General features: G+C 73.1%; 17 protein-coding genes. 9 read left to right on the plus strand and 8 right to left on the minus strand.

Translation table 11 applies throughout. From position 1 onward, the window contains the following. Window positions 1-158: 158 nt before the first annotated feature. Together AB0E02_RS14895 and AB0E02_RS14900 are read left to right on the plus strand one after the other, a co-directional pair. Window positions 159-2,528 carry a glycosyltransferase gene (locus AB0E02_RS14895; protein WP_362138995.1) on the plus strand — a complete coding sequence of 790 codons (2,370 nt, stop codon included), beginning with the start codon at window positions 159-161 and terminating at the stop codon, window positions 2,526-2,528. Next, window positions 2,525-3,718 carry an acyltransferase gene (locus AB0E02_RS14900; protein WP_362138997.1) on the plus strand — a complete coding sequence of 398 codons (1,194 nt, stop codon included), beginning with the start codon at window positions 2,525-2,527 and terminating at the stop codon, window positions 3,716-3,718. The genes AB0E02_RS14895 and AB0E02_RS14900 overlap by 4 nt, the downstream gene beginning before the upstream one ends. Here the strand turns inward: AB0E02_RS14900 and AB0E02_RS14905 are convergent. Next, window positions 3,691-4,500 (minus strand): TetR/AcrR family transcriptional regulator, encoded by an 810-nt coding sequence (locus AB0E02_RS14905; protein WP_362138999.1) that lies wholly within the window; start codon window positions 4,498-4,500, stop codon window positions 3,691-3,693. The genes AB0E02_RS14900 and AB0E02_RS14905 overlap by 28 nt on opposite strands. Window positions 4,501-4,674: 174 nt before the next feature. On the opposite strand from AB0E02_RS14905, the gene AB0E02_RS14910 reads away from it, so the two are divergent. Further along, complete coding sequence (locus AB0E02_RS14910) at window positions 4,675-4,896, plus strand: hypothetical protein (protein WP_362139001.1); 222 nt, start codon at window positions 4,675-4,677, stop codon at window positions 4,894-4,896. 75 nt (window positions 4,897-4,971) lie between these two features. Here the strand turns inward: AB0E02_RS14910 and AB0E02_RS14915 are convergent, their stop codons facing one another. After that, window positions 4,972-6,954 carry an amino acid transporter gene (locus tag AB0E02_RS14915; RefSeq protein WP_362139003.1) on the minus strand — a complete coding sequence of 661 codons (1,983 nt, stop codon included), beginning with the start codon at window positions 6,952-6,954 and terminating at the stop codon, window positions 4,972-4,974. A gap of 244 nt (window positions 6,955-7,198) precedes the next feature. On the opposite strand from AB0E02_RS14915, the gene AB0E02_RS14920 reads away from it, so the two are divergent. Further along, a complete protein-coding gene (locus AB0E02_RS14920) occupies window positions 7,199-7,666 on the plus strand; it encodes a DUF4118 domain-containing protein (protein WP_362139005.1) in 468 nt (155 codons plus the stop codon). A 54-nt stretch (window positions 7,667-7,720) separates the two neighbouring features. Here AB0E02_RS14920 and AB0E02_RS14925 read toward each other — a convergent pair whose 3' ends face one another. The 4 genes from AB0E02_RS14925 to AB0E02_RS14940 all read right to left on the minus strand — a co-directional run bounded on the left by AB0E02_RS14925 (window position 7,721) and on the right by AB0E02_RS14940 (window position 14,226). Next, entirely contained in the window at window positions 7,721-8,227 is a 507-nt protein-coding gene (locus AB0E02_RS14925; protein ID WP_362139007.1) for a hypothetical protein, read from the minus strand. 135 nt (window positions 8,228-8,362) lie between these two features. Next, window positions 8,363-11,227 (minus strand): SpoIIE family protein phosphatase, encoded by a 2,865-nt coding sequence (locus AB0E02_RS14930; RefSeq protein WP_362139010.1) that lies wholly within the window; start codon window positions 11,225-11,227, stop codon window positions 8,363-8,365. A 150-nt stretch (window positions 11,228-11,377) separates the two neighbouring features. After that, a complete protein-coding gene (locus tag AB0E02_RS14935) occupies window positions 11,378-12,598 on the minus strand; it encodes an agmatine deiminase family protein (protein WP_362139012.1) in 1,221 nt (406 codons plus the stop codon). Window positions 12,599-12,660: 62 nt separating this feature from the next. Next, window positions 12,661-14,226: an APC family permease gene (locus AB0E02_RS14940; protein ID WP_362139014.1), complete on the minus strand. Its 1,566-nt coding sequence runs from the start codon at window positions 14,224-14,226 to the stop codon at window positions 12,661-12,663. A gap of 136 nt (window positions 14,227-14,362) precedes the next feature. On the opposite strand from AB0E02_RS14940, the gene AB0E02_RS14945 reads away from it, so the two are divergent. From AB0E02_RS14945 to AB0E02_RS14955, 3 genes are all read left to right on the plus strand, one after another. Beyond that, entirely contained in the window at window positions 14,363-15,007 is a 645-nt protein-coding gene (locus AB0E02_RS14945) for a TetR family transcriptional regulator (protein WP_362139016.1), read from the plus strand. Between the two features lie 297 nt (window positions 15,008-15,304). Next, a complete protein-coding gene (gene rsgA, locus AB0E02_RS14950) occupies window positions 15,305-16,432 on the plus strand; it encodes a ribosome small subunit-dependent GTPase A (RefSeq protein ID WP_362139018.1) in 1,128 nt (375 codons plus the stop codon). A gap of 135 nt (window positions 16,433-16,567) precedes the next feature. Then, window positions 16,568-18,124 (plus strand): AlkA N-terminal domain-containing protein, encoded by a 1,557-nt coding sequence (locus AB0E02_RS14955; RefSeq protein ID WP_362139020.1) that lies wholly within the window; start codon window positions 16,568-16,570, stop codon window positions 18,122-18,124. Between the two features lie 36 nt (window positions 18,125-18,160). Here AB0E02_RS14955 and AB0E02_RS14960 read toward each other — a convergent pair whose 3' ends face one another. After that, window positions 18,161-18,643 carry a DUF456 domain-containing protein gene (locus tag AB0E02_RS14960; RefSeq protein ID WP_362139022.1) on the minus strand — a complete coding sequence of 161 codons (483 nt, stop codon included), beginning with the start codon at window positions 18,641-18,643 and terminating at the stop codon, window positions 18,161-18,163. A gap of 222 nt (window positions 18,644-18,865) precedes the next feature. On the opposite strand from AB0E02_RS14960, the gene AB0E02_RS14965 reads away from it, so the two are divergent. Beyond that, a complete protein-coding gene (locus tag AB0E02_RS14965; RefSeq protein ID WP_362139024.1) occupies window positions 18,866-20,608 on the plus strand; it encodes a pyruvate dehydrogenase in 1,743 nt (580 codons plus the stop codon). A gap of 16 nt (window positions 20,609-20,624) precedes the next feature. Here AB0E02_RS14965 and AB0E02_RS14970 read toward each other — a convergent pair whose 3' ends face one another. Beyond that, window positions 20,625-23,747, minus strand: a complete 3,123-nt coding sequence (locus AB0E02_RS14970) for a glycoside hydrolase family 38 C-terminal domain-containing protein (protein WP_362139027.1) — start codon at window positions 23,745-23,747, stop codon at window positions 20,625-20,627. Between the two features lie 194 nt (window positions 23,748-23,941). On the opposite strand from AB0E02_RS14970, the gene AB0E02_RS14975 reads away from it, so the two are divergent. After that, complete coding sequence (locus AB0E02_RS14975) at window positions 23,942-24,409, plus strand: ATP-binding protein (RefSeq protein WP_201807192.1); 468 nt, start codon at window positions 23,942-23,944, stop codon at window positions 24,407-24,409. The last annotated feature ends 29 nt before the right edge of the window (window positions 24,410-24,438 follow it).

Below are 24,438 nucleotides of genomic sequence, written 5' to 3' on the forward strand. Positions count from 1 at the left end.
CGTCCGTCCCGCCGAGAGACGGGCATCCCGAACGACCGCGGCGATGCGCATGTCATGCATCTGACAGCCGACTGAACCGGCTGACGGTCCGGGACCGCCGTACGTCCGGCGCCCGGGCCCGCTTTCGCATGTCTCCTTGCACGAAAGGACATTCCCAGGTGCTCACTTCGCACCACGACAACCACCAGGGCTCACCCACGGCCCTGCTCGACGAGGCCACCGACCCGACGACGCACGTCCTCGTCGTCGGCGCACCGGGACCGCGCCTGGAGCGCCTCACCCGGACCCTGCGCGCCACCGGCCACGACGTCACCCACGCCCCGCCCGGCGAGGTCGACCGGCGGATGGGCCAGGCGCACCCGGACGCCGTCGTCGCCCTCGACGACCCTTACGGGTACGCCGCTCCCGGCACGGCCGCGGACCACGAAACCGGCCTGGAGGTGATCCGCGAGGTCCGCACCGCCCCCGCCGGGCGGGCGCTGCCGCTGCTCATGGTCACCGCCACCCCGGAGCCCGCCGACGTTGTCGACATGCTCCGCCAGGGCGCCGACGACTGCATACCCGAGGCCTCCGACCCGGTCGAACTCTCCGCCCGGATCGAGGCCAAGCTCCGCCGCGTCCCGGTCCCCGTCGAGAGCCTGCTGCGCGACCCGCGCACCGGCCTCTACTCCCAGCCGCACTTCCTGGACGAGCTCGACCGCGAACTCCAGCGCCCGGAGGCCGCCCGGCACGGCGGGGTGCTCGCCGTCGTCGGAATCGCCGAGATGGCCGCCCTGGAGGCCCGGCTCGGACCCCGGGTCCGCCGGGAGGTCGCCGAGCGGCTGGCCGGAGTGGCCGAGCAACTCGGCAGCTTCTGCGACCGGCTCGGCCGTGACGACGACGGCCATCTGCTGATGCTGCTGCCCGGCGTCGACGAGGAGACCGCCCGCCGGGGCCTTGCGAAGTTCGCCGCCGCCGTCGCCGGCACCCGCTTCATCGTCGCCGACGAGAACGTCCGGCTCACCCCGGCCATCGGCTGGCTGCCGCTCACCGGCTGCGCGGACGGTGCCCAGGCCACCGCGCAGGCCCTGGACGCCGTTCAGGAAGCGCTCCGCCACCGGGACCTGCGGCCGGTACGGTACGCGCCCTGGATGCGCGGCACCCCACATCGGCACCGCCGGCCGCAGCTCGGCGCGCTGATCCGGCCCGCCCTCTCGGCGCTCTCCCCGGTCCTGGCGCTGCTGCTCGGCGTCGCGGTGCCGTTCGTGCTCTACCAGCAGGCGTACACGCTCGGCTGGGACCTGGGCTCGGCCATGTACTGGGTGGTGGTGGGCGGCCTGGTGCTCTCCGCGCTGCTGATCGTCCTGGAGTGCCTGTTCTCGCTCGACGCGACGGCCCGGCCGGCCGAACCCGGCGCGCCCTATCCACCGGCCAGCGCGGTCATCGCGGCGTACCTGCCCAACGAGGCCGCCACCATCGTCGACACCGTGGAGTCGTTCCTCCGCCTCGACTACCCCAACGAGCTGGAGATCGTGCTGGCGTACAACACGCCGCACCCGCTGCCGGTCGAGGACACCCTGCGCGAGATCGCCGTCCGCGACCCGCGGCTGGTGCTGCTGCCGGTCGCCGGCTCGACCTCCAAGGCGCAGAACATCAACGCCGCGGTCACCCGGGTCCGCGGCGAGTTCGTCGGCATCTTCGACGCCGACCACCACCCCGCCCCGACCGCCTTCAAGGACGCCTGGCACTGGCTGTCCAACGGCCACGACGTGGTCCAGGGCCACTGCGTGATCCGCAACGGCGAGAGCTCGCGGGTGGCCGAACTGGTGGCGGTGGAGTTCGAGGCGATCTACGCGGTCAGCCACCCGGGCCGCACCCGGCTCTACGGCTTCGGCGTCTTCGGCGGCTCGAACGGCTTCTGGCGCACCGACCTGCTCGCCCGCACCCGGATGCACGGCTCGATGCTCACCGAGGACATCGACTCGACGCTGCGCGCCCTGGGCGAGGGCGCCCGGTTCGCGGTCGACCGCACCCTGATCTCCCGCGAGTTGGCGCCCACCACCCTCAAGGCGCTGTGGAACCAGCGCTCCCGCTGGGCCCAGGGCTGGCTCCAGGTCTCCCTCAAGCACCTGCGGCGGGGCCTTGTGTCACCGGTGTTCACGGCCCGTCAGAAGCTGGGCCTGTTCGTGCTGCTGGGCTGGCGGGAGGTGCAGCCCTGGCTGACCCTGCAGATCCTGCCCATCCTGCTGTACTCGGCATGGAAGGCCGGCGGCTTCACGCACCTCGACTGGGCGGTGCCGGTGTGCGTGCTGGCCGTGCTCTTCACCCTGGCGGCCGGCCCTGTGCAGGCGCTCTTCGCCTGGCGGCTGGCGGTGCCCGAACTCCGCTCGCGCCGCCGGTGGTTCTGGTCGTACTTCCTCGTCTCGACCGTCTTCTACAGCCACTTCAAGAACATGGTGGCCCGGCAGGCGCACCTCAAGGAGGCGCTGGGGGACCGGCAGTGGCGGGTCACCCCGCGCGCCGCCGCGAAGGCGGTGGCCCCCCGATGAGCACCTCGGCCGCCGCCCCGCCCGGCAACCGGGCCGGCGCCATCGACGGCTTCCGCGGACTGGCCGCACTGAGCACCGTCGCCTTCCACGTCTGGCAGCAGTACTTCCGCTACGACGCCGGCGGCAGCCATCCACCGGTCGACAATCCGCTGGTGGGCGCGGCCCTCTCGCTCGAAGTCATCGACCTCTTCTTCGTGCTGTCCGCGTACCTGCTGACGCTGTCGTACGCGCGGGCCGCGATCGACGGGCGCTCGCTCCGCCCGGCCCGGCTGTTCCTCTTCCGGCGCGCGATCCGGATCCTGCCGTTGTACGTGCTGGCGGTCCTGGTCGTCTGGGCGAGCCGTAACCCGTCCCTGCCGGGCAACTGGCGGGACCTGGTGGAACACCTCACCTTCACCCATGTCTTCGACCAGCAGCGGATCTTCTACACGCTCGGCCCCACCTGGTCGCTGTCGCTGGAGGTGCTGTTCTACGCCGTGCTGGTGGCGCTGGGGCCACTGGCCGTACGGGCCTGCCGGCCGCTGCGGCGGCGCGGCAGCCGGGTGGCGCTGTGCGCGGCGGGCTGCGCGGTGCTGTACGCCGTGCCGCTCGCCTGGATCGCCGTCGCCCACTACGGGTGGGGGGTGCCGCACACCGACTGGGTGGTGTACTTCGGTCCGCAGGCCCGCTTCGGCGGGTTCGCGGCCGGGATGGGGCTGGCCGTCGCGACGGCCGCGCTCGGTGACCGGGGCCGGCTCGGTCCGCGCGCCGCGCTGCTGCCGGCCGGGCTCGCGCTGGCCGGGCTGTTCGCGCTCTCCCTGGACTCCGGCCCGGAGAACTTCACCTTCACCTTCTACCACCCGATCGCCTCGATGCTGTGGGTGGTACTGCTCTACAGCACCCTCCACGTACGTCAACCCACGTTCTGGCACCGGCTGTTGACCGCCCGCTGGCTGACCGCCGTCGGACTGGTCAGCTACAGCATGTTCATCTGGCACGAACCGGTGATGCTCCAACTGCACAACGCCGGGCTGCTGCCCGGTGGCCAGGCGGGCTTCTGGCCCGCTCTGCTGATCGTGTTCCTGGCGGCGCTGCCGGTGGCCGCCGCGAGCTACTGGCTCGTCGAGTACCCGGCGAGCCTGCTGGGCCGGCTCAAGGACAGCCGCGGGCGGCCGCGGGAGTTCTACCCCGAGCCCGCCGCCTCACGCTGACCGCCCTCGCCCGTGTCTTCGCCGGGGACCCGCGCCGGATGCGCCCGGTCCCCGGCGAAGATCCGTTCCAGGTGGTAGTCCAGGGTGCGCCGGACGTCCTCCAGCGAGCGGCGGTGGTGCAGTACGTCGCCGCCCAACCCGATCGCCCCGGAGACCAGCAGATCGGCCTCCCGCCACGGGTCGAGACCGGGGGCGGTCCGCCCCGCGTCACGGGCCGCCCCGATCAGGTCCGCCACCAGCCGCTCCAGGGGCTGCTCGGCGGCCAGGAAGACCGCGGCGAGCGCCGGATCGGTCAGGCTCCGGGCGTAATAGGCCGCGAACACCCGTAGCGCGGTGGCCCGTTGGGCGTCCAGCGGCAGGAACTCCTCCAGGACGGCACGGAGTACGGCGTGCGGATCGGCCGGGTCCTGGCGGAACCGGGACCGGGCGATCCGCTCGTTCTCCTCGTGCAGCAGGTGCAGCGCGTCGACCAGCAGCCGGTGCTTGCTGTGGAAGTGGTACTGGACGGCGCGCAGCGACACCCCGGCCTCCGTGGCCACCTCCCGCAGGCTGGCCGCGTGCAGCCCCCGCTCGGCGGCGATCCGCCAGAGCGCCTCGGCGATCTGCCGGCGGCGCCGGGCGTGCGCGGCGGAACCGGCCGGCGGCGCGGCCGGGGGAGCGGGCGGCTGCTTGCGCCGCCGGTACGCCTTGGCCTGGCAACTGCGCGAGCAGTACAACGCCGGCCGCCCGCGCCCGGCCGGCGCCATCCCCGTACCGCACATACGGCACGCACGACCGGTCACCCGACCCTTTTCCTCACGCACAATTCCCCTCCACGGCACCTGAAAATGTGTGACGGAATGCGAATTCGACTGCAATTCCAAGGCTGTTCGCCAATTTCCCAATGGTACGTTCGTAACGTCCCACTGCGGGACGGAAATTGCTGGACCACGCATGCGAGGGGGACCCGCGCACCCATGAAGTACGACATCCTGCAGATCATCGGGGCGGCCACGATGGTGGTGTTCACGCAGGGGGCGATCCGGCTGCTCGTCGACCACGGGAACACCGGACTGCTCAGCCGGCTCGGTGCCGGTTTCGGCGGCACGCTGGCCGCGCACGGACTGCTCGTCGCGGTGGGCCTGCTGCTGACCGGCTGGTCCCACACCCGCGCGAAGGCCCTCGGCCGGCGCGGCTGACGGTGCCGCCACGGGAGACGCCCGGCCCCACGGTGCGTGCGGGCCGGGCGTCGGAGGTCTTCTGCCGGTGGGCCGCTAGCCCACGTGGACGCGCGGACGGCGGCGCGGGTCCGGCTCGGCGCGGCGCAGGACCTCGCGGGTCACCGGCGCGACCTCACCGTCGCCGAAGACCAGGAACCGCAGCAGATGGCTCAGCGGATGGCCCTCGGTCCAGTTGAAGTAGGCGTGCGGCACCTGGCCGGTGCGCTCGCGCAGCTGCATCAGCACGGCGGCGATGGTGTTGGCCACGCCGGCGCCCTCCACCCGCAGGATCTGCGCGCCGTACTCCTCCGCGCCCCGCACGTGCAGGTTCGTGGTGAAGTCCGAGGAGTCGGTGACCGTCACCTCCAGGAACAGCACCGGCCGCCCGTCGGGTATGTGGGTCTCCTCGCGCTGGCTGTACTCCTTCTGCCGGTACTCCTGCGCGTCCCGCTCCTGCGGCTCGTTCGCGATGACCCGCAGCGGCCCGGCCGCGATCGCCGTGTCGATCAGCCGGCCCGCGGTCTCGTCGAAGTCGACCTGCACGGCGCGGAGTTCGAAGGCGCGGTGCACCCGGGACGCGAACGAGGTCAGCAGCATCCCGAGGATGAACAGCAACGCGATCTTCAGACCGTCCGGCCGCTCGATCACATTGGTGACCAGGGTGTAGCCGAAGACCAGGGTGATCGCGCCGAAGCCGACGGCGGCCGCCCGGTGCCGCCGGTGCCGGGCCGCGACCGTGGAGGCGAACGACGCCGACAGCATCAGCACCAGCACACCCGTCGCGTACGCCCCGCTCTGCTCGTCGACGCTGGCGTTGAAGACGACGGTGATGCCGAAGGCGATGGCCAGGAAGATCAGCACCAGCGGGCGCACCGCCCGGGCCCACTCCGGGGCCATGCCGTAGCGCGGCAGATAGCGCGGTACGAGATTGAGCAGCCCGGCCATCGCCGAGGCACCGGCGAACCAGAGGATGGCGATGGTGGAGACGTCGTAGACCGTGCCGAACGCCTCGCCCAGGTACTCGTGCGCCAGATAGGCCAGCGCGCGGCCGTTCGCCGAACCGCCGGCCTCGAACTCCTTCTGCGGGATCAGCAGGGTGGTCGCCAGGCTCGACAGCAGCAGGAAGCCGCTCATGATCAGCGCCGCGGTGGTCAGCAGCCGGCGGGTGCCGCGGATCCGGCCGGCCGGCTTGGCCGCGGTGTCGGTGGCCTCGCCGCGGATCTGCGGCATCACCGCCACACCGGTCTCGAAGCCGGACATGCCCAGCGCCAGCTTCGGGAAGACCAGCAACGCCACTCCGACGATCGCCAGCGGTGAGGAGTGCTCGGCGGTCATCGCGCCCCACCAGTCACCGACCACCACCGGGTGCGCCAGCACATGCCAGGCCGCGGTGCCCAGCACGACGACGTTCAGCGTCAGGTACAGGCCGACGAGCCCGACGGCGATGCCGATCGCCTCGCGGAAGCCCTTGAGGAACACCGCGCCCAGCGCGGCCAGCAGCAGCAAGGTGATCCACAGGTTGGCACCGTGCAGCGCCGGCGGCGCGAACGGGTTCTCCACCACGTGCGCCGAGGCGTCGGCGGCCGACAGCGTCATGGTGATGACGAAGTCCGTGGCGGCGAACCCCAGCAGCACCAGCACCAGCAGCTTCCCTGCCCACCAGGGCAGCAGCCGCTCCAGCATGGCGATCGAACCCTCGCCGTTCGGGCTTTCCTTGGCCACCCTGCGGTACACCGGCAGGGCACCGAGCAGGGTCAGCGCGATCAGCACGAGGGTGGCGAACGGCGAGAGCAGCCCGGCCGCCAGCGCGGCGATGCCCGGCTGATAGCCCAGCGTCGAGAAGTAGTCGACACCCGTGAGGCACATGACGCGCCACCAGTGATGCCCCTTGTGCTCGGCCGGCGGCGTGCCGTGCGGCCCGGGGTGACGGGCGGCATGGCTGCTCAGTCCGTCCAGCAGCCAGCCGCGCCACCGTTGTCCGGGAACGGCCGGGGCGGCAGGCGGGGGCTCGGCCTCGGCCTCGGTACGCGTGCTCATGCGGGTTCGTCCTGCCGTTCATCGGTCGTCGGTTCGGGCAACGAGCAGCGAGTATGCATCACCGGCCACCGCCCGTTTCTGCCACCCTGGCCACTTCTGCCCGCTCCGTGCGCCAACCCGGCGTCAGGATCGCGTCAAGATGCCGCTGCCCCCGTACACACGGTGTCAAGGCGCCCCACACGGCGGCCGCAGGCATGCTCCGACGCGCACGCTGACAGGAGATCCGACGGCAGGAGGTCTTCCCGTGGTCACCCTGCATCCCCCGACGCCCCGGGGCCGCCCGCACACCCCGCGGTTCACCCGCGCCCCCACCCGCCCCCGCCCGCGCACCGCGGCGCCGCCCCGCCCGGCGTGCCTGCACCGCGCCCCGCCGGACCGCACCCTCGGGGCCGAACTCGCCCTGCCGCTCGGCGCCGTCGGCGCGGTGCTCCTGGTCACCGTTCTGCTGCCGGCCGGCGGCGGCGCCCACCCGGCGTTCGCACTCGCCGTCCTCGCGCTGCTGACACTGCTCGCCGCCGTGCCGGCTCGGCCGCTGCTGCGGCCGGCCGTGGCCCTGGTGTCCTGGCTGTGCTACGACGGTTTCGTGCTGAACGGCCACTCCGAGCTGGCCTTCCGGTCACCGGACCGGACCGGCCTGCTGGTCCTCCTGCTCGCCGCGCTCGCGGGCGCGGGCTGCGCCGCCGCGCTGCGGCTCGTCCGACGGCACCCGTAGGCCGCGCCGCGGGCCCGCAGTCACCCGCGTCCCCTCACCGACAGCGGCTTTCCCTCACCAGCAGCGGCACCGGACGTGCCGGCGCGCCGCCTTGTGGCCGTAGCGGTGGTGGCCGGGCCGGCACCGGTGGCCCCGCGCCGCGCGCCGCCGCTTGCCCGGCGCGGTCAGCAACCCCAGCCCGGTCCCCAGCATCCAGACGTCCTTGGCCAGCGGGAGCCCTTCCTGGGTCGGCCGCGGGCTGCCCGGCTCGTGCATCCCCGGCGTCCGCAGGTACATCCCGACCAGCCCGCCGGAGAACCCGGTCAGCGCCAGTCCGGCCAGCCGGGTGGGCACGAACGGCGCCAGCAGCGCCCCGCCGACCGCGACCTCCGCACACGCCAACAGCCGGGTGAACCGCTCGGCGGGGATCCGCTGCAGGAAGGGATACGCGGTGCAGGCCATCCCGTGCACGCCCTCGGCCGTCCCCTGGTCGGCCTTCAGCATCGTCAGCCCGGCATTGAGGATGAATGCGCCGGTGGCCAGCCGCGGGGCCACATCACGCACGTCGGGCAGCAGCACCATCGGAGCCTCCGTGATCGGATCGTCGGCCCCCCGACCGAGCTTAGCCACGGGCCCACGGACGGGCATCCGGGCACGGACACGACGACGGGCGTGCCGGTGCGGACGAGAGGCCGGGCGCGCGGCCCCCGGGCCGGGTCACAGTGCCGGTACGTCGTCCCACTGGTCGAGGATGTCCTCGGCCGAGTCCGGTCCGCCCTCCCGAGGCCCGTCGTCGAGCGACTGCTCGGTCCAGATGACCTTGCCGCCCGGGGTGTAGCGGGTGCCCCAGCGCTGGGCGAACTGGGCGACGAGGAACAGCCCGCGGCCGCCCTCGTCGGTGGTGGCGGCCCGCCGCAGGTGCGGCGAGGCGCTGGTCCCGTCGGAGACCTCGCAGATCAGCGTGCGGTCGTGCAGCAGCCGCACCCGGATGGGCTGGGCGCCGTACCGGATGGCGTTGGTGATCAGCTCACTGAGGATCAGCTCGGTGGTGAACTCCAGCGCTTCCAGCCCCCACGACTCCAGCTGCCGCATGCAGGCGGCCCGGATCGGTGCCACGGCGGCCGGGTCGGAGGGCACGTCCCATTCGGCCACCCGGGACGGGCCCAGCAGCTGCGTACGGGCCACCAGCAGGGCGATGTCGTCGCTGGGGTGCTCGGGCAGCATCGCGTCGAGGACCGCCGCACAGATCCCGTCCGGGTCGCGCCGCCCACCGGACTCCAGGGCGCTGTGCAGCATCGCCAGCCCCGTGTCGATGTCGCGGTCGCGGTCCTCCACCAGCCCGTCGGTGTACAGCACCAGGCGCGAACCCTCGGCCAGCGTCAGCTCCGCGGTCTCCACCGGCACGCTCGCGCCCAGCCCCAGCGGCGGGGAGACCGGAACCTCGGGGAACGTGACGGACCCGTCCGGGTGAACCAGCGCCGGACCAGGATGCCCGGCCCGGGCCACCGTCGCCCGGCCGGCCACCGGGTCGTAGATGGCGTACAGACAGGTGGCGCCGGTGATCCCGGTCCCGCCGCCGTCCGGCCGTCCCCCTTCGGTATCGCTGCCGATGCCCGGCCAAGCCACCGCGTCGCCGTCCGTGGCCCCGGGCCGCCGGCCCGCCGCCCGGGCCTCGTCCGTGTCGATATGGCTGACCAGCTCGTCCAGATGGTTGAGCAGCTCGTCGGGCGGCAGGTCGAGGGCGGAGAAGTTGTGCACGGCGGTGCGCAGCCGCCCCATGGTCGCGGCCGCGTGCAGCCCGTGCCCGACGACATCGCCGACGACCAGCGCGACCCGGCTGCCCGGCAGCGGGATCACGTCGAACCAGTCACCGCCGACCCCCGCCTGCGCGGGCAGGTAGCGGTGCGCCACCTCCAGCGCGGACTGCTCGGGGAGGGCCTGCGGGAGCAGGCTGCGCTGAAGGGTGACGGCCGTGGTGTGCTCGCGGGTGTAGCGGCGGGCGTTGTCGATGGAGACCGCGGCCCGCGCGGTCAGCTCCTCGGCGAACGTCAGGTCATCGTCCTCGAAGTCGTCGGACCGGTCCGAGCGCCAGAAACTGGCCACCCCCAGCACCACGCCCCGCGCCTGCAGCGGCACGCTGATCAGCGAGCGGATCCGGGCGTCCAGCACCCGCTGGGTGGCCTCCAGGTCCTGCCGCCGCCACTCCTCCGACCGGCGCAGATCGGGCACGAGCACGGTCCGGCGGCTCTCCAGGCTCGTCGCCATCGGCGTACCGGGCACGAACCGCAGCACGTCCCCGACCCGGTAGATCGCCGAGCCCTCCGGCACGCCCCGGACCGCCATCCGCCGCAGCTCGGTGGTCAGCGCGGCCTCCGGTTCGTCGCCGCGCAGCACCGGCTCCAGCAGCTCGACGGTGACCACGTCGGCGAACCGCGGCACCGCCACATCGGCCAGCTCCGCCGCGGTCCGCCCGACGTCCAGCGTCGTCCCGATCCGCAGCCCCGCGTCGTAGATCAGCTTCAGCCGCTCCTGGGCCACCTCGGCCCGGCCGGCCAGCACCCGCAGTTCGGTGGTGTCCCGCAGCGTCACCGCCGACCCGGCCGGACCGCCGAACGGCGCGGTCGGCCGGACGTTGACCGCGAGCAGCCGGTCGCCCGCCAGATACACCTCGTCGGTGGCTTCCCGGCCGGACGCCAGCAGGGCGCCGAGCCGGGGCTCCAGCCCCAGCTCCGCGACCGGCCACCGTTCCTGCTCCGCGTCCGCGGGCAGATCGAGCAGCCGCCGCGCCTCGTCGTTGGCCAGCACCAGCCGCCCGTCACTGCCGATGATGAGCACGCCCTCCCGTACGGCGTGCAGCACCGCGTCGTGGTGGTCGTACATCCGCCGCATCTCGGCCGGGTCCAGCCCGTGCGTCTGCCGCCGCAAACGGCGGTTGACCAGCACCGCCCCGCCGCTGACCAGCAGCAGCGCCCCCGCGGCGGACCCGAGCAGCAGCGGCAGTTGGTGCTCCACCCGCTGGTTCGCCCGCCCGGCCCGGATTCCCACCGACACCAGTCCCACCACCGATCCGTCCTTGTCCTTGACCGGCACCACGGTGGCCACGGCGGTCCCCAGGGCGGACGTGGAGGTGTCGGTCAGCGTCCTGCCCTTCAGCGCCTCCCGGAAGCCGGGCCCCACCACCCGTTTCCCGATCAGCCGCGGATCGGGATGCGTCCAGCGGACGCCGTCCGGCCGGAACGCCACGATGTAGTCGACCTTGGTCGCCTTCCGCGCCGCCTCCGCCTGCGGCTGCAGTACCGCGCTCGGATCCGCGGACTTCATGGCGGCGAGGGTGCCCGGTGCGTGCGCGAAGCTCTCCGCCCCGACGAGCGAACGCTGCCGGGCATCGTCCCTCACCGAACTCTGCGCCTGGAAGACCAGCGCCACGACCGCGGCGACGATCAACAGCAGTACGAGGGCGAGCTGCACCACGAACACCTGGCCCGCCACACTGTGCGCCGTCACCAGCGCCCGGAGGCGGCCCCCGACGGACGGCGACGAGCCCTGCGACCCGTCACCGTTCCGCCGGAATTTTTCCCTCATGCCCCATATTTAGCATTCTGTTCCCGTAGGGGCGGGGCGGCCGACGACGGCGGCGGCCTGTGCCGCACCCGCCCGAGGGCGAGGCGCGGCACAGGCCGTGCGGCGACCCGTTCGCTGAATCGGCTCAGGGCATCGGGTCAGGGAATCGGCTCAGCCCGTCCGCGGGATCTGCTGGGTGATGCAGTGCACCCCGCCGCCGCCCCAGGCGAGGGTACGGGCGGAGACGCCCACGATTCGCTTGGTGGGGAAGAGCGACCGGATGGTGGCCAGGGCCGCCGTGTCGGACGCCGCGATGTCCGTCGTCGGGACCACGACGCCGGTGGCCGTCGGGTAGTAGTTGGTGTAGCTGAAGGTGATCACCTCGTCCGTGCCCACGGTGAAGGTGGGCAGCTGGTTCATCTCGGTCAGGGTGAAGTGGCGGCCCTGGGCGTCCGTGCTGGCCTGCAGCACGGACTTGTTCTCGGCCAGCCGTGCGTAGTTGGGGTCCCCGGTGTCGGACGGCAGGTTGATCAGCAGGCGGGCCGGACCGGCGTAGGCGGCGACGAGGTCGACATGGCCGTTGGTGACGGTGTCCCCGTACATCCCGTACGGCAGCCAGATCATCTTGGTCGCCTGATAGGCGTCGAGCAGTTTCGCCTCGATCTGGGCCTTGGTCAGGTCCGGGTTGCGGTTCGGATTGAGCAGACACTCCTCGGTGCCGATGATCGTGCCCTGGCCGTCCTGGAGCAGCGCACCGCCCTCGAAGATCATGTCGACGGGCAGCCGCGGCACCCCGAGGTACTCGCAGACGCCTATGGGGAGGTTGTCGTCCTTGTCGTGCGGAAATTTGTTGCCCCAGCCGTTGAAGCCGAAGTCGAGGCCGAGGAGCTTCCGCCCGCTGCGGTCGACGCCGAAGATGGGGCCGTTGTCGCGCGGCCAGCAGTCGTTGATGGGGTACTCGATGACGGTGACGGTCGGGCCGACCTGCTGCCGCACGAAATCGGCCGTGCCGGTGTTCGCCACCATGGTGACCGGCTCGAACTGGGCGATCGCGCGGGCCACATCGGCGACCTCGTTCTGCACCGCCGGGAGCTTCTCACCCCAGTTGTCACTGGCGTCCCACGGGAAGGCCATGAGACAGCCCGCGTGCGGAGCCCACTCGCCGGGGACGGTGTACGTCGTTCCGTTGTACGTGGCCGCGGCGGCGCGCCCGGCACCGGCCCCGAGGAAGGCGGCCGAGGCGGCGGCCATCGCGGAGGCGGTCATGAAGCCGCGTCGGCTGAGCGCCGACTTCCGGGGGATGCCGGCGCCGAGGCCGGAGGCGGAGGTGGTGCTGGAATCGGATGCGCTCGTTTCGTCCGGGCCGGAGACGGGTGCGCCGGGTTCGGTCATGCGGAACTCCTCACGTGGATGGTGGCGTGGGGGGCGGGCACTGGGGAGAGGCAGGGGGTGGCTCAGGGCTGCGGCTCGGTGGCGGGCACCGCGGTCAGGGGGTCCGCGGCGCCCGCGGCGTCCGTCTCCGCCTGGGCCGGGATCCGGTCCTGCGGTCGACGGGCCATCAGATAGACCGTGCCGGCGCCGAGCACCACGGCGACGCCGAGCGGTGCGGCCCAGATCTGGTACCAGGGGGCGCCCGGCGGTGCGAGCACCGCGCGCGGCCAGGCGACGTTGGTGACCTCGAAGCCGGTCCAGGCGACGGCGATCACGTTGAGCACCGTGCCCTTGCGCCCCTGCCGGATGTGGCCACCGGGCACCCAGGTGCCGCGCAGCCGCGCGATCAGGGCGGCCGCGGAGACCAGGAAGAACGGTACGAAGGTGGCCGCGGTGCCGAAGGCGATCAGCGAACCGATCGCGGTGGCGTTCAGGCCGAGCAGCAGTGCCACGCCCGAGACGAGGGTGGAGGCGATCAGGCCGCCGATCGGCGCCTGTTGCTTGTTGACCTTCCTGACCTGCCGCGAGAACGGGAACACCTCGTCCCGGGCGAGGGAGTACAGGCCGCGGGCCGCACCGCCCTGGGACGCCATGGCGCAGGCAAGGAAGCTGACCAGCACGACGAGCACGAACGGCTTGTCCGACCAGGAGCCGAACGACGTGACCACGGCCGTGGTCACCGGGTCGACGTCCTTGCCCGCGACGGCGGTGGCCGGGTGGGGGTACGAGATGGCGACGGCCACCGCGTTGAGGATGACCACGGCGCCGACGGACAGCAGCGCCCACCACATCGCCCGGGGCACCTGGCGCCCGGCGTCCTTGGTCTCCTCCGCGGTCGAGACGCACGCGTCGAAGCCGATGAAGGCCCAGCCGGCGACCGCGAGCACGGTCAGCAGCGCCACCGGCACCGAGCCACCGGACAGTGCCTCGGCGCCGAAGGTGTGCGTGAACAGCGAGAACGGGTGCTTGCGGAAGAACAGCAGCAGGGACAGGCCGACGAGCACGGAGGCGATGGCCTCACCGGCGATGCCGGCCGAGACGAACCACTTCAGGAGGTTGATGCCGTACGCGTTGACCAGCGCGCAGAGCAGCACGATGGCCATCGAGACGGCGACCATCGCGCCGGGCGACGGCGTCACCCCGATGAGCGCGAACACCCAGGGCGCCGCCAGGTAGGCGACGGTGGTGTTGCCGAACATCACCGCGAACTGCCAGACCCAGCCGCTCAGCCAGCCGAACCGCGGGCCGATGAGCCGCCGCCCCCACTGGTAAGGGCCGCCGGCCAGCGGCCACTGCGAGGTCAGTTCGGAGTAGACGTTGACCACCAGGCACTGGCCGGCCAGGACCACGGGCAGGGCCCAGATCCACGCGGGCCCGGCGATCATCGTGCCGATCATGGAGACCGCGTACAGCGCGACCACCGGGGAGACCACGGCGAAGCCCATGGCGATGTTTCCCAGGATGTTCAGGCTGCGGCGGAGTTCTTGGGTGTAGCCCAGTGATGCGAGTCGGGCGGCGTCGCCGTCCCCGCCGGCGGCGCTGACGGTGCTGCCGGCGGGCGGCCGGTGCGGGGGTGTGGAGTGGGGCATGGCGTACCTCGCCTGGCGGTTCGATTAAAACTAACTTTGTTAGTCGGCGAAGGTAGGGAGGTCAGGCCGCGCTGTGAAGCCCCTGCCGGTGAGTAACCTTGAAAAGCCAGGAATTCGAGGGGAAGCGAGGGGTGTCGTGGGCCGCCCACACCAGACATTGCTGAGCAGGACGGCCATAGCGCACGCGGCTCTGGAGCTGATCGACGAGCACGGCTACGAAGCCCTCACCATGCGGGCACTGGCCGACCGGCTGGGCGTGCGCGGCGCGTCGCTCTACAACCACATCGGCTCGAAGGACGACATCCTGGACGCCGTCAGCGAACTGCTCGACGCCGAGATCGACCACACCCCGCTGCACCACGAGCCCTGGCCCGACGGCATCGCCGCCTACGCCCGCGGCTACCGGCGGGTCTTCCAGCGCCACCCCAACGCCATCGCCCTGGTCGCCCGCCGCGGTGTGCACACCGAGGGCGCGCTGCGCGAGTACGACACCCTGCTCGCCACCCTGATCCGCGCGGGCTGCACCCCCGCCCTGGCCGCCGAGACCGCCGCCGCGCTCGACTTCCTGGTCATCGGCTCGGCCCTGGAGACCTACGCGGCCGGCTTCACCCGGCCGCCCGCCGCCTACCGCCCCGACTACCCCGCCCTGGCCGACTCCCTCGAAGCCGCCACCCGCGTCGACCCGTCCCCGACCGCCCTCGACGACCGCGGCTTCGAGTTCGGCCTCCGCATGATCCTGGGCGGCCTGGCGGCGCAGCTGGCGAACCCGGGCAACGACTGACGCCCGCAGGCCGAAACGGGCGCCGCCGAAAAAGAGTTGGCGGCGCGAAGGGCCGCTGGTCTACGGTGAGCGGGTTCCGGAGGGCGGCACCAAGCCGCCGTCCGTGTCGGCCCTTGAGGAATCCGGGAGGTGAAGACCGATGACTGTCGTTGCGAGGGGCGCTGCCCGCATCCAGGAGTTCATCACACTCACTTCCGTGGTCTCCGGCTGACTCGACGTCACTTCCGTTTTTCCGCTGCGCAGAGCTGCGTACGCGGTGGCGTGGGCCGGGGCCGCATTCCCTGAAGGGTCCTTGCGTTGTTCGACCTCGATCTTTCTGCTGCGCATCCGCTGACCGCCTACGGCTGGGACGACGGGTTCGCGGAGAGTTTCACCCCCTTTGCCGGGCAGGGGTTCATGCCCGGTCGTGTCGTCCGCGTGGACCGCGGGCGGGTGGACGCCGTCGTGCCCGACGGTGACGGCGTCCGGACCGTGCTGGCGGACACCGCGCTGGTCGCGACCGGTGATCCCATGCGGGTGCCGTGCACGGGTGACTGGGCCGTCATCGATCTGGAGAACGGGCGGGGCGGTGACCATGTGGACGGCGTCCTGCGGGCGTTGCTGCCGCGACGGACGTCGTTCGTGCGGTCCACGTCGTCGAAGCGTTCCGAGGGCCAGATCCTGGCGGCGAACGTCGATCATGCGGTGATCGCGGTCTCGCTGGCCGACGCGCTGGACCTCGGGCGCATCGAACGGTTCGTCTCGCTGGCCTGGGAGAGCGGGGGACAGCCGCTGGTGGTGCTGACCAAGGCCGACCTGGCCGGGGACAGGCACGGGCTGGCGCACCTGGTGGCGGACGCGGAATCGGCCGCTCCAGGGGTACAGGTACTGGCCGTCAGCTCGGAGACCGGTGAGGGGCTCGATGCGCTGGCCGCCGTACTGGCCGGCGGGACGTCCGTACTCCTGGGGCAGTCCGGCGCGGGCAAGTCCACGCTGGCGAATGCACTGGTGGGGGCAAGTGTGCAGACCGTACAGGCCACCCGGGACCGGGACGGCAAGGGCCGGCACACCACGACCACCCGCGATCTGCTCGCACTGCCCGGCGGTGGCGTGCTGATCGATACGCCCGGGCTGCGCGGGGTCGGGATGTGGGACGCCGGGGGCGGGCTGTCCCGGACGTTCTCGGACGTCGAGGCGCTGGCCGAGGAGTGCCGGTTCCATGACTGCGCGCACGAGAGCGAGCCGGGGTGTGCGGTCCAAGTTGCCGTGGAGAACGGCGAGTTGGCGGTGCGCCGGCTGGAGAGCTACCGCAAGCTGCTGCGGGAGAACCAGCGCATCGTGGCCAAGACGGACGCCAGGCTGCGGGCCGAGATCCGGCGGGACTGGAAGCAGAAGCAGGCGCTCGGCCGGCACATGATGGAGCGGAAGAGGGGGGCCGGAAGGTGAGCTGAGGCCGAGAGGCGGGTCGGATGAGGTCTGCCGAGGCCCGGGAGTCATGGCCCGGGCCCCGGCGACGCCCGCAAAGGCCATGTCCGAAATCCGCCAGCCGGGGCCCCGCCGCGGGGGCAGACTGGAGGCGTGATGGACGACGGGACCAGGTACGAAGCGGTGTCCAGCCGGGACGCGCGGTTCGACGGGGAGTTCTTCTTCGCGGTGGTGACGACCGGCATCTACTGCCGGCCGAGCTGCCCCGCGGTCACTCCCAAGCGGGTGAACGTGCGGTTCTTCCCGTCGGCCGCGGCCGCGCAGGCCGCCGGTTTCCGGGCCTGCCGGCGGTGCCGGCCGGACGCCGTGCCCGGCTCGGCCGAGTGGAACGTGCGCGCCGACCTGGTCGGCCGGGCCATGCGGTTCATCGGCGACGGCGTGGTCGACCGGGAGGGCGTCGCCGGGCTGGCACAGCGGCTGGGGTACAGCGCGCGGCAGGTGCAGCGGCAACTGACCGCGGAGCTGGGCGCCGGGCCGGTCGCACTGGCCCGGGCCCGCCGGGCACACACCGCCCGGGTGCTGCTGCAGACCACCGCGCTCCCGGTGACCGAGCTGGCGTTCGCGGCCGGATTCGCCAGCATCCGGCAGTTCAACGACACCATGCGGGAGATCTACGCCGGTACGCCGAGCGAGCTGAGGGCCGCGGCGGTGGGCGGGCGCGGCGGCGGGACCGTGACGAGCACGCGCCCCCGGTCGCGGCCCGCCCCGGGCGGCGGCCCGGCGCCCGGCGGGATTCCGCTGCGGCTGGCCTACCGGGGCCCGTACGCGGCCGCGGAGATCTTCGACTTCCTGGCGGAACGGGCCGTCCCCGGCGTGGAGGAGGTACGGGGCGGGCCCGGCCCGCGCACCTACCGCCGTACCCTGCGGCTCACCTACGGCACCGGGATCGCCGAGGTCGAGGAGCCGCCCGCCGGGCCGCGCGGACGGTCCCGGCCGCCGGCCGGCCGGGTGTGCCCGGCGGCCCGGGGCGGGGCCGGCGGCTGGCTGGAGTGCCGGCTGCTCCTGACCGACCTGCGGGACCTGTCGACGGCCGTGCAGCGGCTGCGCCGGCTCTTCGACCTGGACGCCGACCCGTACGCCGTCGCCGAGCGGCTCGGCGCCGACCCGGTGCTCGGCCCGCTGGTGGCAGAGCGCCCGGGCCTGCGCTCGCCGGGCGCGGCGGACCCTGAGGAGATGGCCGTACGGATCGTGCTCGGCGGGCCGTCGGAACGCGCCGCCGAGCTGGTGCGGGCCCACGGGAAGCCGCTGGACGCGGCGGACGGCGGGCTGACCCACCTCTTCCCGGCGCCCGCGGAGCTGACCGGCGCGGACGTCCCCGACCCGGTGCGCGTGCTGTGCACCGCGCTCGCCGACGGCACGGTCCTGCTGGACGCCGGCGCCGACCGGGCCGCTGCGGAGCGGGCGCTGGCCGCGTTGCCCGGTGTCGGGCCGCGCACCGCCGCGTACATCAGGATGCGGGCGCTGGGGGACCCGGACGTAGGCGGCCCGGAGGTCGGCGAGCGGGCCGAAGCGGAGCGGGGCGCGGAGCGGGCTGCGGACCCGGAGGGGGCCTGGCGGCCCTGGGGCGCGTACGCCCTGCACCATCTGTGGCGGGCGGGACTGCTCCCGCCGGGCGAGCTGCCGGCCCCCGCTGTGGCGGCGCCCGCGGCCTGAGGCCGGCCCGGTCGCTACCCCTCGCCCGAGGCCGGCTCACATCGCGAGCACCGTCGCCGCCCAGCCGCCGACCACCAGCAGGCAGGCGAGCAGTTCGACCAGCACGCTCAGACCGAGGGTGCGCATCACCGTGCGGGTCGAGGCCCAGGCGTCGCCGTGGCCGCCGAGCCGGACCCGTTCCAGCAGGTAGAGGCCGCCGACCGCGCCCACCACGGCACCGATCACCGGCAGCACGAAGAAGCCGACGATGCCGGCCGCGCCGGCCAGGAACAGGGTGCGGTACGGCGCGCCCGCGGCCCGCAGATCGCGCACCGGCAGCAGCCACTTCAGCGCCTGGTTGACCAACAGCAGGGCGGTGGCGCCCATCAGCACCGCCCATGCCGGGCCGGACTTCTCCGTCACCGCCCACCACAGCACGCCCGCCCACACGATCAGCGGCCCGGGGATTCCGGGTACCAGCACCCCGATCAGCCCGAGCAGCATCACCAGGCCGACCGCGACCAGCTGCCACGCGCTCATGGCCCCAGACTGCCGGACGGGACCCGGAAGCGCTTGCCGGCCGCCCGCGACCGTGCGGGCCGGCGCCGGCCACCGCGGACACCCGACCGGCCCAGCACTCCTGGACGGCCGGCCGGGCAGACGGCGGACAGCGGAGGCGGACCGCCCGCCCGCATGGGTTCATGGGGACAGGCCCCCGTACCCCTGGCCCCGACCCCCTTCCATCCTGGGAGCGACAGCGACATGGCGAAGCAGACCGTGGCTGAGCAGTTCGTGGACATCCTGGCGCGGGCGGGGGTGCGGCGCCTCTACGGTGTCGTCGGCGACAGCCTGAACCCGGTGGTGGACGCCGTCCGCCGGAACGCCGCGATCGACTGGATCCAGGTCCGGCACGAGGAGGCCGCCGCCTTCGCCGCCGGGGCGGAGGCGCAGCTCACCGGCAAGCTCGCGGCCTGCGCCGGCTCGTGCGGACCGGGCAATCTGCACCTCATCAACGGCCTCTTCGACGCGCACCGTTCGATGGCCCCGGTCCTCGCGCTCGCCTCGCACATCCCCTCCAGCGAGATCGGCACCACCTTCTTCCAGGAGACCCACCCGGACCGGCTGTTCACCGAGTGCAGCCACTACAGCGAGCTGATCTCGAGCACCCGGCAGATGCCGCGGGTGCTGCAGACCGCCATCCAGCACGCCGTCGGCCGGAGCGGCGTCGCGGTGGTCTCGCTGCCCGGCGACATCGCCGCCGAGCAGGCGCCCGAGCGCGCCATCCAGCACGCACTCGTCACCACCCGGCCCCTGGCCCGGCCCGGGGACGCCGAGATCGACGCGCTGGCCCGGATGGTCGACGAGGCCCGCACGGTCACGCTGTTCTGCGGCAGCGGCACGGCCGGTGCGCACGCCGAGGTGATGGAGTTCGCCGAGCGGGTGAAGGCCCCGGTGGGCCACGCCCTGCGCGGCAAGGAATGGATCCAGTACGACAACCCCTACGACGTCGGCATGAGCGGACTGCTCGGGTACGGCGCGGCCTACGAGGCCACCCATGAGTGCGATCTGCTGCTCCTGCTCGGCACGGACTTCCCCTACAACGCGTTCCTGCCGGACGACGTCAAGATCGTCCAGGTCGACGTACGGCCCGAACACCTGGGCCGCCGCACCAAGCTCGACCTCGCCGTCTGGGGCGACGTCCGCGAGACACTGCGCTGCCTGATCCCCAAGGTCCGCGGGAAGACGGACCGGAAGTTCCTCGACCGGATGCTGAAGAAGCACGCGGACGCGCTGGAGGGCGTGGTCAAGGCGTACACGAGGAAGGTGGAGAAGCACGTGCCGATCCACCCCGAGTTCGTCGCCTCGGTGCTGGACGAGGAGGCCGCCGACGACGCCGTCTTCACGGTCGACACCGGCATGTGCAACGTCTGGGCCGCCCGCTACCTCACGCCCAACGGCCGCCGCCGGGTCATCGGCTCCTTCAGCCACGGGTCCATGGCCAACGCGCTGCCCCAGGCGATCGGCGCCCAGTTCCTCGACCGCCGCCGCCAGGTCGTCTCGATGTCGGGCGACGGCGGATTCGCCATGCTGATGGGCGACTTCCTCACCCTGGTCCAGTACGACCTGCCGGTGAAGGTGGTGCTGTTCAACAACTCCTCCCTCGGCATGGTCGAGCTGGAGATGATGGTCTCCGGCCTGCCGTCGTACGGCACCACCAACCACAACCCGGACTTCGCGGCGATCGCCCGCGCGGCCGGGGTGTACGGCGTCCGGGTGGAGAAGCCCAGGCAGCTGCGCGGGGCGCTGCGCGACGCCTTCCGGCACGACGGGCCCGCACTGGTCGACGTCGTCACCGACCCGCACGCGCTGTCCATCCCGCCGAAGATCAGCGCGGAAATGGTGTCCGGTTTCGCGCTGTCGGCCGGCAGGATCGTGCTGGACGGCGGGGTCGGCCGGATGCTGCAGATGGCCCGCTCCAACCTGCGGAACATCCCCCGGGTGTGAACCGCCGGGCGCGCGGTCAGCCGCCGGGGCGCTGCGGCCGCAGCCGGAGCGTCAGGATCTGGAACGGGCGCAGCTCCAGCGTCAGTTCCGCGGTCGGCCCCTCCTCCTCGTCGTGCAGCGGACGCTCCAACAGGTCGGTCACGGTGGCCCGTTCGACGGGGAAGCCGGGCGAGAGGATGCCGGTGGCGCGGCCGCCCCGGGACTCGTAGAGCCGGACCACCACGTCACCGCTGCGGTCCTCGGCGAGTTTGACCGACTCGACGGTGAGCGCCGGGTGGTCGACGCGGATCAGCGGCGGCACCGGCGGCGCGGCCGCGGTCCGCAGGGGCAGGTTCAGGGCGAGGCCCTCGGCGACCGCGGCGCCGGTCGTGGCACCCGGCAGCAGCGCGTAGCGGAACCGGTGGCTGCCCTGGTCGGTCGCCGGGTCGGGGCTGTGCGGGGCGCGCAGCAGGGTCAGCCGCACGGTCGTGCCCAGGCCCTCGGCGTGCGGGACCCGGGTCACGTCGTGGCCGTAGGTCGAGTCGTTGAGCAGCGCGACGCCGTAGCCCGGCTCGGCCACCCGCAGCCAGCGGTGCGCACAGATCTCGAAACGGGCCGCGTCCCAGCTGGTGTTGGTGTGGGTGGGCCGGTGGACGTGCCCGAACTGGATCTCGGCGGTGGACCGTTCGGCGTGCACGTCCAGCGGGAAGGCGGCCTTGAGGACCTTCTCCGACTCGTGCCAGTCGATGTCGGTGAGCACGTCGAGGCGGTGCGCACCGGCCCGCAGCGTCAGCTCCTGGACGACCCGGGACGCACCGAACGCCCTGGTCACCCGCACGGTCGCGGTCAACGGCCCGGAGGCGAGCAGGTCGACGGACTCGGCGGCGGTCAGATCGGTGTGCCGGTGGCGGTAGTGCCGGTCGAGGTCCCAGGCGTCGTACTTCGTGGGGTGGTCGGGGTGCAGCTGGAGCAGATTGCCGCGGGCGCCGGGCGCCAGCACCTCCCGCCCGGCATGCAGATCGCGGACCGAGGCCAGCAGGCCGTCGGTGTCGATGCGGACCCGGAGCAGCCCGTTGTCGAGGGTGACGGTGCCGTCGGCACCGGTGGCGGTCCGTACGGGCGCGGGCGGCGGAACGGGGGAGTCCGGCCCCGGCGGGCGGACGGCCGCCGCCCCCAGCGCGGGGACGTGCACGGCGACGGCCGCACCCGCGCCGTCCCCGCCTCCCGGCAGCTCGACGATCTCGTCCCGGTCGTACGGCGAGGCGTTGAACACCGTGGGCGGCGCGCCGTCCGCCGCCCGGCCCAGCGCGGCCAGCGCCTCCTCGACGATGCCGGTCAGTTCCGACTCGACCGCCGCGTAGGTGTCCCTGGCCTCCCGGTGCACCCAGGCGATCGACGAGCCCGGCAGGATGTCGTGGAACTGGTGCAGCAGCACGGTCTTCCAGATCCGGTCCAGCGCGTCGTACGGATACGCATACCCGCCCTGCGCGCCCCCGGCCCGGACCGCCGCCGTCGCGGCCCACAACTCCGCCTCGCGCAGCAGGTGTTCACTGCGCCGGTTGCCCTGTTTGGTCTTGGCCTGCGAGGTGTACGTGCCCCGGTGGTACTGCAGGTACAGCTCGCCCGACCAGACCGGCGCGGCCGCACCGTACTCCTCGTGCGCCGCGGCGAAGAACCGGGCCGGCGGTTCGATCTCGACCCGCGGGGAGCCCTCCAGCGAGCGCAGCCGGCGGGCCCGCTCCAGCATCTCGCGGGTCGGGCCGCCCCCGCCGTCACCCCAGCCGAACGGGACCAGGGAGCGGGTGGCGCGGCCCTTCTCGGCGAAGTTCCGCTCGGCGTAGGCGAGTTCGGCGCCGTGCAGCCGCGAGTTGTAGGTGTCGACCGGCGGGAAGTGGGTGAAGACGCGGGTGCCGTCGATGCCCTCCCACCAGAAGGTGTGGTGCGGCATCCGGTCGGTCTGGTTCCACGACAGCTTCTGCGTCAGGAACCACCGCGCGCCGGCCAGCCGGGCCAGCTGCGGGAAGGCCGCGGTGTAGCCGAAGGAGTCCGGCAGCCAGATCTCCTCGGTCTCCACCCCCAGCTCCTCCAGGAAGAACCGCTTGCCGTGCACCAGCTGCCGGGCCAGCGCCTCGCCGCCGGGCATGTTGGCGTCCGACTCCACCCACATCGAACCGACCGGCGCCCAGGTGCCGTTGTGCACCGCCTCCTTGATGCGCGCCCAGATGTGCGGCTGGTGCTCCTTGACCCAGGCGTACTGCTGCGCCTGGGAACAGGCGAACACCAACTCGGGGTATTCGCCAGCGAGTTGGGTGACATTGGCGAAGGTGCGGGACGCCTTGCGGACGGTCTCCCGCAGCGGCCACAGCCAGGCGGAGTCGATATGGGCGTGCCCGGTGGCCGAGAGCCGGTGGGCGCTGGCCGCGGCGGGGCGGCCGAGGACCCCGGCCAGCGCGGCCCGGCCGGCCTCCGCCGTGCCCGCGACGTCGTGCAGGTCCAACGCGTCCAACATGTCCTCCAACGCCCGCAGGATCTCGTGCCGGCGCGGGCCGTCGGCCGGCAGCTCCGGCATCAGCTCGGCCAGCACCTCGATGTCGAGCACGAGGTGCCAGACCGTCTCGTCGAGGACGGCCAGCTCCGCCGAGGCGAAGCGGTACAGCGGGCGGTCCGGCGCGGTACGGACGTCACCGAGGTCGGTGGGGCGGAAGTCCCGCAGCACCGCCGGATTCGCGGCGGCCTCCAGCAGCAGCCGCACCTCCTCGCCCCCGCGGACGGGCGCACCGACGGGGACGTGCCGGTTGCGCGGATGGATCCCCTTCAGCGGCACGCCCCCGGCGTCGTACACCAGGCCCTCCGCCTGGAAACCGGGCCCATCGCCGCTGAACCCGGGGTCGATGACGGCCTCCACCCGCCGCCCCGCCCACTCCTCGGGCACCTCACCCGCCAGCCGGAACCAGCTCGTCGACCACGGCGGCCCCCACGCTTCGCCCACCGCGAACGGCACGTACTCGGCGTCCAGCGCCTCGGCCACCGGCCGCGGTTCGCCCGGCGCATGCCACACGGCCAGCCGCAGCGGCACCCGCGCCGCGTACACCGCGGGCCGGATGAACTGGCCCAGCGCCCGTGCCAGGCGCCCCTCCACCAGCAGTCGGTCGTCGTGCACGGCGGCTCCTCCCGCTCGTCCGGGCCCCACCCGACAGGCATACCCAGCGCGGCCCGGCCCGCCCACCCGGCGCGCGGACGACCGCGTGCCCCGAAGCGGAACCGGACGGAAGCATGGCGACTGATCCGATGGGCATGCTGACCGTGAGGCTGTTCGAGACCGGACGCCGAGGTCCGTGGGGGGCGGGGGAGAGTATGCGTCAGCCTGTGCGACGCGAGGAACGGGAACGACGACAGACGACGACCCAGCCGAGCGAGGGGGGCGCGGCGCGGGCGCCGGGCGTGCTGGAGCGGAAGGTGCGCCGGGCCGATCTGCGCGCGGTCGGCGAGATACGCAGGGAACTGCGGCAATTACTCAGCCGGTGGGCGGCACCCGGTGGCGGCGAGCTCGCGGAGGTCGCCACGCTGCTCACCAGCGAACTGGTCACCAACGCCCTGGTCCACGCCGAGGGCGATGCGGTGGTCACGGCGAAGGTCGGCGACCGGCTGCGGGTCGAGGTGCGGGACTGCGCTCCGGGGCGCCCTGAGGTGCGTGCGGCGAGCACGGACGGGACCTCGGGCCGGGGCCTGATGCTGGTGCGCGCCCTGGCCGACGCGTGGGGGATACGCAGCGAGGGATTCGGCAAATGCGTCTGGTTCGAGCTGGGCGGCGGACCGGCCTGACCAGGAGTCGGGGGTGTCGGCCGACGCGG

This window comes from Streptomyces sp. NPDC048196 (assembly GCF_040652715.1).
Taxonomy (GTDB): Bacteria; Actinomycetota; Actinomycetes; order Streptomycetales; family Streptomycetaceae; genus Streptomyces; species Streptomyces siderophoricus.